Origin of the sequence: Pseudomonas sp. GM41(2012), from assembly GCF_000282315.2 — a bacterium.
Classification (GTDB): domain Bacteria; phylum Pseudomonadota; class Gammaproteobacteria; order Pseudomonadales; family Pseudomonadaceae; genus Aquipseudomonas.
The window spans coordinates 103053-115056 of record NZ_AKJN02000007.1 but is presented as its reverse complement, the minus strand read 5'-3'; the positions used below and the strand labels follow the sequence as shown (position 1 = coordinate 115056).

At 58.4% G+C, this 12004-nt stretch carries 11 protein-coding genes; 5 read left to right on the top strand and 6 right to left on the bottom strand.

The genetic code is table 11. From position 1 onward, the window contains the following. The first annotated feature begins 16 nt into the window (after positions 1-16). Together recF and gyrB are read left to right on the top strand one after the other, a co-directional pair. Complete coding sequence (gene recF, locus PMI27_RS13905) at positions 17-1120, top strand: DNA replication/repair protein RecF (protein ID WP_008155701.1); 1104 nt, start codon at positions 17-19, stop codon at positions 1118-1120. Positions 1121-1125: 5 nt separating this feature from the next. After that, positions 1126-3549: a DNA topoisomerase (ATP-hydrolyzing) subunit B gene (gyrB, locus tag PMI27_RS13910; RefSeq protein ID WP_008155700.1), complete on the top strand. Its 2424-nt coding sequence runs from the start codon at positions 1126-1128 to the stop codon at positions 3547-3549. A 286-nt stretch (positions 3550-3835) separates the two neighbouring features. Here the strand turns inward: gyrB and PMI27_RS13915 are convergent, their stop codons facing one another. The 4 genes from PMI27_RS13915 to glyQ all read right to left on the bottom strand — a co-directional run bounded on the left by PMI27_RS13915 (position 3836) and on the right by glyQ (position 8261). Further along, positions 3836-4615 carry a lysophospholipid acyltransferase family protein gene (locus PMI27_RS13915; protein ID WP_008155699.1) on the bottom strand — a complete coding sequence of 260 codons (780 nt, stop codon included), beginning with the start codon at positions 4613-4615 and terminating at the stop codon, positions 3836-3838. 91 nt (positions 4616-4706) lie between these two features. Beyond that, positions 4707-5252: a D-glycero-beta-D-manno-heptose 1,7-bisphosphate 7-phosphatase gene (gene gmhB, locus PMI27_RS13920; protein WP_166675834.1), complete on the bottom strand. Its 546-nt coding sequence runs from the start codon at positions 5250-5252 to the stop codon at positions 4707-4709. Positions 5253-5256: 4 nt separating this feature from the next. After that, the gene (gene glyS, locus PMI27_RS13925) at positions 5257-7311 is read right to left on the bottom strand and encodes a glycine--tRNA ligase subunit beta (RefSeq protein ID WP_008155697.1); all 2055 of its coding nucleotides are present in this window, start codon (positions 7309-7311) and stop codon (positions 5257-5259) included. Then, positions 7308-8261 carry a glycine--tRNA ligase subunit alpha gene (gene glyQ, locus PMI27_RS13930; protein ID WP_008155694.1) on the bottom strand — a complete coding sequence of 318 codons (954 nt, stop codon included), beginning with the start codon at positions 8259-8261 and terminating at the stop codon, positions 7308-7310. Before glyQ ends, glyS begins: the two co-directional genes overlap by 4 nt. An 81-nt stretch (positions 8262-8342) precedes the next feature. Here glyQ and tag point away from each other — a divergent pair, with 81 nt between their 5' ends. The 3 genes from tag to PMI27_RS13945 all read left to right on the top strand — a co-directional run bounded on the left by tag (position 8343) and on the right by PMI27_RS13945 (position 10140). Continuing rightward, positions 8343-8900, top strand: coding sequence for a DNA-3-methyladenine glycosylase I (gene tag / locus PMI27_RS13935; protein WP_008155692.1), 558 nt, complete (start codon positions 8343-8345; stop codon positions 8898-8900). Between the two features lie 40 nt (positions 8901-8940). Continuing rightward, entirely contained in the window at positions 8941-9828 is an 888-nt protein-coding gene (locus tag PMI27_RS13940) for a lysophospholipid acyltransferase (protein ID WP_008155690.1), read from the top strand. 72 nt (positions 9829-9900) lie between these two features. Then, a complete protein-coding gene (locus PMI27_RS13945) occupies positions 9901-10140 on the top strand; it encodes a PilZ domain-containing protein (RefSeq protein ID WP_008155688.1) in 240 nt (79 codons plus the stop codon). Here PMI27_RS13945 and PMI27_RS13950 read toward each other — a convergent pair whose 3' ends face one another. Then, entirely contained in the window at positions 10141-10455 is a 315-nt protein-coding gene (locus PMI27_RS13950) for a tetratricopeptide repeat protein (protein ID WP_008155685.1), read from the bottom strand. Between the two features lie 159 nt (positions 10456-10614). Further along, the gene (gene trkA, locus PMI27_RS13955) at positions 10615-11988 is read right to left on the bottom strand and encodes a Trk system potassium transporter TrkA (protein WP_008155683.1); all 1374 of its coding nucleotides are present in this window, start codon (positions 11986-11988) and stop codon (positions 10615-10617) included. Positions 11989-12004 lie beyond the last annotated feature (16 nt).

Here is a 12004-nt window from a genome sequence, read left to right as displayed (position 1 = left end):
GCTCAGCAGAAGCTAGATGTCCTTAAGTCGCGTCTCGGTCACCGCGGTGCGCAATCTGCACCCGGTGACCTTCTCCCCCTCCCCCCGAATCAACATTCTTTACGGCGCCAACGGCAGCGGCAAAACCAGTGTTCTGGAAGCCATTCATCTGCTGGGGCTTGCCCGTTCGTTTCGTAGCACCCGCCTGTTACCGGTCATCCAGTACGAGCAGCTCGCCTGTACGGTGTTTGGTCAGGTGGAGTTGGCCGAGGGTGGGCACAGCGCCTTGGGGATTTCCCGAGACCGTCAAGGGGAGTTCCAGATTCGCATCGACGGGCAGAATGCCCGGAGCGCGGCGCAACTGGCGGAAATCCTGCCGCTGCAGTTGATCAACCCTGACAGTTTCCGCTTGCTGGAAGGCGCACCGAAGATTCGCCGACAGTTTCTCGACTGGGGCGTGTTCCACGTGGAACCACGATTCATGTCCACCTGGCAGCGCTTGCAGAAGGCCCTGCGCCAGAGAAACTCTTGGCTGCGGCATGGTACACTTGACGCCGTTTCGCAAGCGGTTTGGGACAGGGAACTGTGCCAAGCCAGCGCTGAAATTGATGAATACCGCCGTGCTTATATCAAAGCCTTGAAACCAGTCTTTGAACAGACCTTGAGCGAACTGGTTGAGCTCGAGGGCTTAACGCTCAGCTATTACCGAGGTTGGGACAAAGACCGAGAGCTGAGTGCAGTGCTCGCCGGGTCCCTTCAGCGGGATCAGCAAATGGGTCATACCCAAGCCGGACCACAGCGCGCTGATTTGCGTCTTAGATTGGGCGCACATAACGCCGCGGACATCTTGTCTCGCGGTCAGCAGAAGTTGGTGGTCTGTGCATTGCGGATTGCCCAAGGGCACTTGGTCAGCCAGGCCCGACGTGGCCAGTGTATTTATCTGGTGGATGACCTGCCGTCTGAACTGGACGAGCACCACCGTCGCGCGCTTTGCCGCTTGCTGGAAGACTTACGCTGCCAGGTGTTTATCACCTGTGTAGATCACGAATTATTGAGGGAAGGCTGGCAGACGGATACGCCAGTCGCTCTGTTCCACGTGGAACAGGGCCGTATCACCCAGACCCACGACCATCGGGAGTGAAGGCATTGAGCGAAGAAAATACGAATACCTACGACTCAACGAGCATTAAAGTGCTGAAAGGCCTGGATGCCGTACGCAAACGTCCCGGTATGTACATTGGTGACACCGACGATGGTAGCGGTCTGCACCACATGGTCTTCGAGGTAGTCGACAACTCCATCGATGAAGCGCTCGCTGGCCACTGCGACGACATCAGCATCATCATCCACCCGGACGAATCCATCACCGTTCGTGACAACGGTCGTGGTATCCCGGTAGATGTGCACAAAGAAGAAGGCGTCTCGGCAGCCGAGGTCATCATGACCGTGCTGCACGCCGGCGGTAAGTTCGATGATAACTCCTACAAAGTATCCGGCGGCCTGCACGGTGTAGGTGTGTCGGTTGTGAACGCCCTGTCCGAAGAGCTGGTCTTGACCGTTCGCCGCAGCGGCAAGATCTGGGAACAGACCTACATACACGGTGTTCCGAAAGAGCCGATGAAAATCGTCGGCGAAAGCGAAACCACGGGTACCCAGATTCACTTCAAGCCGTCCGACCTGACCTTCAAGAACATCCACTTCAGCTGGGACATCCTGGCAAAGCGGATTCGTGAACTGTCCTTCCTCAACTCCGGTGTCGGCATCGTCCTCAAGGATGAGCGCAGCGGCAAGGAAGAGTTGTTCAAGTACGAGGGTGGCCTGCGTGCGTTCGTTGAATACCTGAACACCAACAAGACTCCGGTCAACCAGGTGTTCCACTTCAACATCCAGCGTGAAGACGGCATCGGCGTGGAAATCGCCTTGCAGTGGAACGACAGCTTCAACGAGAACCTGTTGTGCTTCACCAACAACATTCCACAGCGCGATGGCGGTACTCACCTGGTGGGTTTCCGTTCCGCTCTGACGCGTAACCTGAACACCTACATCGAAGCTGAAGGTCTGGCGAAGAAGCACAAAGTCGCGACCACCGGTGACGATGCCCGTGAAGGCCTGACCGCGATCATCTCGGTAAAAGTGCCGGATCCGAAGTTCAGCTCCCAGACCAAAGACAAGCTGGTTTCTTCCGAAGTGAAGACCGCGGTCGAACAGGAAATGGGCAAGTACTTCTCCGACTTCCTGCTGGAAAACCCGAACGAAGCCAAGCTGGTCGTCGGCAAGATGATCGATGCGGCTCGCGCTCGTGAAGCGGCGCGTAAAGCCCGTGAGATGACACGTCGTAAAGGCGCGCTGGATATCGCCGGCCTGCCGGGCAAACTGGCTGACTGCCAGGAAAAAGACCCTGCCCTTTCCGAACTGTACCTCGTGGAAGGTGACTCTGCTGGCGGCTCCGCCAAGCAGGGACGCAACCGTCGGACCCAAGCCATCCTGCCTCTCAAGGGCAAGATCCTGAACGTCGAGAAGGCGCGCTTCGACAAGATGATTTCTTCGCAAGAAGTGGGCACCTTGATCACCGCGCTAGGCTGTGGCATTGGCCGCGATGAGTACAACATCGCGAAGCTGCGTTACCACAACATCATCATCATGACCGATGCTGACGTCGACGGTTCGCACATCCGTACCCTGCTGCTGACCTTCTTCTTCCGTCAGTTGCCGGAGCTGATCGAGCGCGGCTACATCTACATCGCCCAGCCACCGCTGTACAAGGTCAAGAAAGGCAAGCAAGAGCAATACATCAAAGACGACGACGCCATGGAAGAGTACATGACGCAGTCGGCCCTGGAAGATGCGAGCCTGCACCTGAACGAGGAAGCACCGGGTATTTCCGGACCGGCTCTTGAGCGTCTGGTGAATGACTTCCGTCTGGTAATGAAGACGCTCAAGCGTCTGTCGCGCCTGTACCCACAGGAGCTGACCGAGCACTTCATCTACCTGCCTGCCGTCAGCCTGGAGCAACTCTCCGATCACGCAGCGATGCAGGATTGGATGGCCCAGTACGAAGTTCGCCTGCGCACCGTCGAGAAGTCCGGCCTGGTTTACAAAGCCAGCCTGCGTGAAGACCGTGAACGTAATGTCTGGCTGCCTGAGGTCGAACTGATCTCCCACGGCTTGTCGAACTACGTCACCTTCAACCGCGACTTCTTCGGCAGCAACGATTACAAGACTGTTGTTTCTCTGGGCGCTCAACTAAGCACCTTGCTGGACGACGGCGCGTATATCCAGCGTGGCGAGCGCAAGAAGCCGGTCACCGAGTTCAAGGAAGCCCTTGAATGGCTGATGGCCGAAAGCACCAAGCGTCATACCATCCAGCGATACAAAGGTCTGGGTGAGATGAACCCGGATCAGCTGTGGGAAACCACGATGGACCCAAGTCAGCGCCGGATGCTCAAAGTGACCATCGAAGACGCCATTGGCGCGGACCAGATCTTCAACACCCTGATGGGTGATGCGGTCGAGCCTCGTCGTGACTTCATCGAAAGCAACGCCCTGGCGGTTTCCAACCTGGACTTCTGATCAGCGAACCTGCCAAACGAAAAAGGCCAACGCTCAAGCGTTGGCCTTTTTTATTACCTGCAATTCCCTGAGATCACTTCCCTCTTCAGCCTTTTCGAAACCTGAAATCCAACAAATCGCAGGCATAAAAAAACCGGCTATATCAACCGGTTTTTTTGCGCCCGAAAAAAACTTATGCACCATTTTCGGCGTTTTATGTGTTTAAGAAATATGTATATAAATCATAAGCTTAAAAACAAAAAACGCTACTTTTCGACAAAACGGTACACAGGTTATCCACAGAATCTCAGACAGCCATCTGATCGTTGGCCGAGGGGGCCGCAGGGGCTGCTGGAATCGAACCCATTTCCCGCTGCATCTGCTCGTTCCAGCTCTGCACCCGGTCATTCAGGTCAGCAATGGCACGCGGCCCGCTACCCTCGGCATACATGGGTGCGCCGATGATCACGGTAATGACGCCCTGCTTCTTCGCCCAACCGGTTTTCGGCCAGAACTTGCCAGCATTGTGCGCAATCGGCAGCACGGGAAGTGCGGCGTTGACGGCTAACGCGGTACCACCCCGAGAGAACTTGCCGATGGTGCCGTAAGGAACGCGCGTTCCCTCAGGGAAGATCAGAACCCAGACACCATCCTTCAGCAGTTCATCGCCCTTCTTCGCCACATGCTTGAGCGCCGCTTTCGGGTTGTCGCGGTCGATGGCGATGGGTCGCAGCATGGCCATGGCCCAGCCGAAAAAAGGAACGTAGAGCAGTTCGCGCTTAAGTACCTGGCTCAATGGCTCAAAGTAGGCGGATAGAAAGAACGTCTCCCACGTGCTCTGGTGGTTCGACTGAATCACGCAGGGCTGGTCGGGCACGTTCTCGGCGCCCTTCACTTCATAGCTGATGCCCAGAAAGACTTTGCTCAGCCACAACGCGCAGCGGCACCAGTACACATTGATGAAGCGATACCGCGCCTTGAACGGCAGAAAAGGCGCGATAAAAAAGCTCAGGCTGCACCAGAGCAAGGAGGTGGTGCCCAGCAACAGATAAAAGAGGAAAGTTCTGATGGCCTGCAGTATCGACATGGCGACATTTACCGTTGCGGGCACTGCCCGCCTATTTAAAGCGCACTTCCCATTCATCCTTGGACAGGAATATCAGAAGCGCAGGACTTATTTAAGTGCAGTTGTGCACAAGTTCTGCGGCAATCGCCGCCAGATCGTCAAAAATCAAGGTGCCTACCGGTAGGGTCTTGCCCAAAGTCTTTTCGCCTTTCCCGGTCTTTACCAAAACTGGCTGAGAATCGACGGCTTTGGCGGCCTCCAGGTCACCAAGGGTATCGCCGACGAACCAAAGATTGGTCAGCGATACGTTGTAATGCGCGGCGATGGTTTTCAACATCCCGGGTTTTGGTTTGCGGCAATCGCAGCCATCGTCCGGCCCGTGCGGGCAATAGACGATCAGCCCGACTTCACCGCCCTGCTCCGCCACCAACGAGCGCAAGCGCTCGTGCATGGCGTCCAGGGTGGCGATGTCGTAATAGCCGCGAGCGATGCCCGACTGGTTGGTAGCCACCGCTACCGTCCAGCCGGCCTTGCTCAACTGCGCGATGGCTTCGATCGAACCCGGGAGCGGAATCCACTCCTCCACCGACTTGATGTAAGCGTCGGAGTCGTAATTGATCACCCCGTCCCGATCGAGAATCAGCAGTTTCAACGGCAGCCCCTCAACCCAGCAGCGAAATGTCGGCGACGCCGAGGAACAGCCCACGCAGACGCGACAGCAGCGCATAACGGTTGGCGCGGACCTTGGCATCTTCAGCGTTGACCATCACGGCTTCGAAGAACGCATCCACCGGCTCGCGCAAGGCAGCCAGACGTGCCAGCGATTCGCTGTACTGACGCGCCGCAGCCATCGGCTGGACAGCCTGGTCAGCCTGCTGGATCGCCGAATACAGGGAGAACTCGTTGGCATTGTCGAAGTACTTGGCTTCCACGACCGAAGGAACAGAGCCTTCGACCTTGCTCAGCAAGTTCGAAACGCGCTTGTTCACCGCGGCCAGGGCAGCGGCTTCCGGCAATTTGCGGAAAGCTTCTACCGCTTGTACGCGCTGATCGAAGTCCAGTGCCGAACCCGGTTTCAGGGCACGCACCGACAGGTAAGTCCCGACATCAACGCCTTCGTCTTCGTAACGGGCACGCAGACGGTCGAAGATGAACTCCAGCACCGAATCGTTGAGGCCGGCAGTCTTGACCTTGGTACCGAACGCATTCACGGCGAACGCCACGGCATCGTTCAAGTCGAGGTCGAGCTTCTTGTCGATCAGGATGCGCAACACGCCGAGTGCAGCACGACGCAAGGCATACGGGTCTTTGCTACCGGTTGGCAGCATGCCGATACCGAAAATGCCCACCAGTGTGTCGAGCTTGTCAGCGATGGCCACGGCCGCACCGGTCAGGGTGGCCGGCAGTTCAGCACCGGCACCGCGCGGCATGTACTGCTCGTTCAGTGCCAGAGCGACTTCTTCCGGCTCGCCGTCGTTGAGGGCGTAGTAGTAACCGGCGACACCTTGCATCTCCGGGAACTCACCGACCATCTCGGTCGCCAGGTCGCACTTGGACAGCAGGCCTGCACGGGAAGCCCACGCGGCGTTACCGCCAATGCGTTGAGCGATGAACGCAGCGAGTTTGGAAACGCGCTCGGCCTTGTCGTAGACGCTGCCGAGTTTTTCCTGGAACACCACGTTTTGCAGACGCAGGTTGAAGTCTTCGAGTTTCTGCTTCTTGTCTTGCTTGAAGAAGAACTCGGCGTCGGTCAGGCGTGGGCGAACCACTTTCTCGTTACCGGCGATGATCTGCTGCGGGTCTTTGCTTTCGATGTTGGCCACGGTAATGAAACGTGGCAGCAACTTGCCGTCGGCATCCAGCAGGCAGAAATACTTCTGGTTGTCCTGCATGGTGGTGATCAGGGCTTCTTGCGGCACGTCGAGGAAACGTTCTTCGAACGAGCACACCAGCGGCACCGGCCATTCAACCAGCGCGGTCACTTCATCCAGCAAGGCTGGCGGTACGATCGCCGTGCCTTCCTGCATTGTCGCCAGCTCATCTACGCGCTTGCTGATCAGTTCGCGACGCTCGTTTGTGTCGGCGAGTACGTAAGCAGCACGCAGGTCAGTCAGGTAGTTGGCCGGCGAGGTGATTCGCACGCTTTGCGGGTGATGGAAGCGGTGACCACGGGAATCGCGACCCGCCTTCTGGGCGAGGATGGTGCAATCGATGATCTGGTCACCGAGCAGCATCACCAGCCACTGGGTCGGACGAACGAATTCTTCCTTGCGAGCACCCCAGCGCATGCGCTTGGGAATCGGCAGGTCGTTCAGGGAATCTTCGACGATGGTCGGCAGCAGGCTCGCGGTCGGTTTGCCGGCGATGCTTTGGCTGTAACGCAGTTTCGGGCCGCTTTGATCGATTTCGCTCAGGTCGACGCCACACTTTTTGGCGAAACCCAATGCCGCTTGAGTCGGGTTGCCTTCGGCATCGAATGCGGCCTGACGTGGCGGGCCGTCGAGGTTGATGCTGCGATCCGGCTGCTGAGTCGCCAGATCGGTGATCAGCACAGCCAGACGACGTGGTGCGGCGTAGACGGTTTTGGTCTCGTAGTTCAGGCCAGCGGCTTGCAGACCCTTGTCGATACCGGCAAGAAACGCCTCGGCCAGGGTGTTCAGGGCTTTGGGTGGCAGTTCTTCGGTGCCCAGTTCAACCAGAAAATCCAGAGCACTCATTGTGCTGCCTCCAGCTTGGCCAGTACTTCGTCACGCAGGTCCGGGGTCGCCATTGGGAAGCCCAGCTTGGCGCGAGCCAGCAGGTAAGCTTGCGCAACGGAACGCGCCAGGGTGCGGACACGCAGAATGTATTGCTGACGCGCGGTCACCGAGATTGCCCGGCGCGCATCCAGCAGGTTGAAGGTATGGGAGGCCTTCAACACCATTTCGTAGCTCGGCAACGGCAGCGGCTGGTCGAGTTCGATCAGGCGCTTGGCTTCGCTTTCGTAGAAATCGAACAGTTCGAACAGCTTCTCGACGTTGGCGTGTTCGAAGTTGTAGGTCGACTGCTCCACTTCGTTCTGGTGGAACACGTCGCCGTAGGTCACTTTGCCCATCGGACCGTCAGCCCAGACCAGGTCGTAGACCGAGTCCACGCCTTGCAGGTACATGGCCAGGCGCTCGAGGCCGTAAGTGATCTCGCCGGTCACCGGGTAGCACTCGATGCCGCCCGCTTGCTGGAAGTAAGTGAACTGCGTCACTTCCATGCCGTTGAGCCAGACTTCCCAACCCAGACCCCAGGCGCCCAGTGTTGGCGATTCCCAGTTGTCTTCAACGAAGCGAATGTCGTGGACCAATGGGTCCAGGCCGACGTGCTTGAGGGAGCCCAGGTACAGTTCCTGGAAGTTGTCCGGGTTCGGCTTCAGGACTACCTGGAACTGGTAGTAGTGCTGCAGACGGTTCGGGTTTTCGCCGTAGCGGCCGTCAGTCGGGCGACGACTGGGCTGCACATAAGCGGCGTTCCAGGTTTCCGGGCCAATGGCGCGCAGAAACGTGGCAGTGTGGAAAGTCCCGGCGCCTACTTCCATATCGTAGGGCTGAAGTACCACACAACCTTGCTCGGCCCAGTATTGCTGGAGGGCGAGGATCAAGTCTTGGAAGGTACGCACGGCTGGCGTAGGCTGGCTCACGAAATTCACCTGTTTCTTGGGCTGCGATTTAAAGAGCGGGAGTATACCCGATTCGGTCCTGCGCACGCCCCCTGGAGCCTTATGCCACGCTGCTTTTGGTGTTCCGAAGATCCGCTGTACATGGCTTATCACGATCAGGAGTGGGGCACGCCGCTACGCGATGCGCAGGGATTGTTCGAGTTGCTTTTGCTCGAAGGGTTCCAGGCCGGCCTTTCCTGGATCACCGTGCTGCGTAAACGTGAGCGTTATCGCGAGGTAATGTTCGGCTTCGACGTACAACGCGTGGCGCAGATGAGCGACGCCGAAATCGACGAATTGATGCTCGATCCGGGCATCATTCGCAATCGCCTCAAACTCAATGCGGCCCGGCGCAACGCCCAGGCCTGGCTGGCGCTGGAGGATCCGGTGGAGTTTCTCTGGTCCTTCGTCGATGGCAAGCCTGTGATCAATCATTTCAAGGATCGCAGCGAAGTGCCGGCCGTGACGCCGACCGCCGTGGAGATGAGCAAAGGCCTGAAAAAGGCCGGCTTCACCTTCGTCGGCCCGACTATTTGTTACGCGCTGATGCAGGCCTCGGGCATGGTCATGGACCACACCCAGGATTGCGATCGCTACGCGGTGCTGGCGAACGGCGGTTAGAATAGCCGCCTCGCGCACAGCACAAAATCAGGAGTGACCTGTGGATAAGTTTAAAGGCGCCTTGCTGGTAGGCGCTCTGCGGCTGTTTGCCCTGCTTCCGTGGCGGGCAGTGCAGGCAGTGGGCTCGGTCATCGGCTGGGTCATGTGGAAAACCCCTAACCGTTCCCGCGACGTGGTGAGGATCAATCTCGCCAAGTGTTTCCCGGACATGGACCCGGCCGAGCGTGAGCGTCTGGTAGGCCAGAGCCTGAAAGACATCGGCAAATCCCTGACCGAAAGCGCCTGCGCCTGGATCTGGCCGGCCCAGCGCTCCATCGACCTGGTGCGTGAAGTCGAAGGGCTCGACGTATTAAAGGACGCCCTCGCCTCCGGCAAAGGTGTCGTCGGCATCACCAGTCACTTGGGCAACTGGGAAGTGTTGAACCACTTCTATTGCAGCCAGTGCAAACCGATCATCTTTTATCGTCCACCAAAGCTGAAGGCTGTGGATGATTTGCTGCGCAAGCAACGGGTGCAATTGGGCAATCGGGTGGCCGCTTCCACCAAGGAAGGCATTCTCAGTGTCATCAAGGAAGTGCGCAAAGGTGGTGCAGTGGGCATTCCCGCTGACCCGGAACCGGCCGAATCCGCCGGGATCTTCGTGCCGTTCTTCGCTACTCAGGCGCTAACCAGCAAGTTCGTACCGAACATGCTCGCGGGCGGCAAAGCGGTTGGCGTGTTCCTGCATGCACTACGTCTGCCGGACGGTTCGGGTTACAAAGTGATCCTCGAAGCCGCGCCAGAGGCCATGTACAGCACCGATACCGAAACGTCCTGCGCGGCCATGAGCCAGGTGGTCGAGCGCTATGTGCGGGCGTATCCGAGCCAGTACATGTGGAGCATGAAACGCTTCAAGAAGCGGCCGCCGGGTGAAGAACGCTGGTACTGAATCGATTGGCATGATCTGTGGGTAACCCAGGGGCCAGGGTTATCCACAACCGTTCAATAAAGGGCGCAGAAGATGTCCGAACACCGCAAATCGTTTCGCATCAAGATCAGCCACCACAGCTTCGGCGAATGCCTGGGCCAGACGCGTAACCTGTCGACGACAGGCGTCTACGTCAAGCATCCGGGCTTGTCGGCGTTGCCCAAGGGCGCGGTGGTTTACGGTCAGGTGCAGGACTTACCCACAGGCGCGCCGCGGGTGCGCATGGAAGTGGTGCTGGTGGATGCCGAGGGCATTGGCCTGCGATACCTCTGATCAGTGAGCCTGACGCTCAAGCTTCTTCAGAAACACGGTCATTTCCTTCTCGGCCTGCTTGTCGCCATGGGCGCGAGCGGCTTCCAGACCCTGTTCCCACGCCTGACGTGCGGACGCGAAATCCTCCAGCCCCAGCTGGGCTTTGCCCAATAGCTTCCAGGCTGCCGAATACTTCGGATCGAATTCGACGCAACGCTGGAAATGCTCAGCGGCCTTGGCGTATTCCCCAAGATCCAGATAGCCCTTGCCCAGGCCGAAGCGCAGCAATGAGTTATCCACACCCTTGGCGAGCATTTTTTCCAGGGATTCGAGCATTGGTATTTCCTGTGAGTGATGGGTGGTTTCCAGATCGCCATCGCGGGCAAGCCTTGCTCCTACAGGTCCGCGTCGTACACAAAACATCCGAACGACAAAAATCCTGTAGGAGCAAGGCTTGCCCGCGATGAGGCCTTCCCCGTCACAACAGAATCCGGATCAGAAGAAGCTCAATCCCACATGGAACAGCTTTTCCACATCCCGAATATGCTTCTTATCCACAAGGAACAGAATCACATGGTCGCCCGCCGCAATCACGGTGTCGTCGTGGGCAATGATCACCTCTTCGTCGCGGATGATTGCGCCAATAGTGGTGCCCGGCGGCAGGCCGATGTTCTCAATGGCCTTGCCGATGACCTTACTCGACTTCTCATCACCGTGGGCAATCGCTTCGATGGCTTCCGCCGCGCCCCGGCGCAATGAGTGCACGCTGACGATATCGCCGCGGCGCACGTGGGCCAGTAAGGTGCCGATGGTTGCCAATTGCGGGCTGATGGCGATGTCGATATCGCCGCCCTGGATCAGGTCAACGTACGCCGGGTTGTTGATGATGGTCATTACCTTCTTCGCACCCAGGCGCTTGGCCAGCAGCGAAGACATGATGTTGGCTTCGTCGTCGTTGGTCAGGGCCAGGAAAAGGTCGGCGTCGGCGATGTTCTCTTCCATCAGCAAGTCGCGGTCGGACGCACTGCCCTGCAACACCACAGTGCTATCGAGGGTGTCCGAGAGATGACGGCAGCGCGCCGGGTTCATCTCGATGATCTTCACTTGATAACGGCTTTCGATGGCCTCGGCCAGACGTTCACCGATCTGCCCGCCGCCAGCGATGACGATGCGCTTGTAGCTCTCGTCGAGACGGCGCATTTCGCTCATCACGGCGCGAATATTCGCCTTGGCGGCGATGAAAAAGACTTCGTCGTCGGCCTCGATCACCGTATCGCCCTGCGGCAGGATCGGCCGATCACGACGGAAAATCGCCGCCACACGGGTTTCTACATTCGGCATGTGTTCGCGCAACTGACGCAGTTGCTGGCCCACCAGCGGGCCGCCGTAGTACGCCTTGACCGCCACCAATTGGGCTTTGCCTTCGGCGAAGTCGATCACCTGCAACGCGCCCGGATGCTGGATCAGGCGCTTGATGTAATTGGTGACCACTTGCTCCGGGCTGATCAGCACGTCCACTGGGATCGCTTCGTTATCGAACAGCTCGGAGCGAGTCAGGTAGGCCGCTTCGCGAACCCGGGCAATTTTGGTCGGGGTGTGAAACAGGGTGTGGGCAACCTGGCAGGCAACCATGTTGGTTTCGTCGCTGTTGGTCACCGCCACCAGCATGTCGGCGTCGTCCGCGCCAGCCTGACGCAGCACCGTCGGCAGCGAGCCACGGCCCTGCACGGTGCGGATGTCCAGCCGATCGCCAAGGTCGCGCAGGCGTTCGCCGTCGGTGTCGACCACGGTGATGTCGTTGGCCTCGCTGGCCAAGTGTTCTGCCAGCGAACCGCCGACCTGCCCTGCGCCGAGGATGATGATTTTCATCCAGTCACTCCATTGA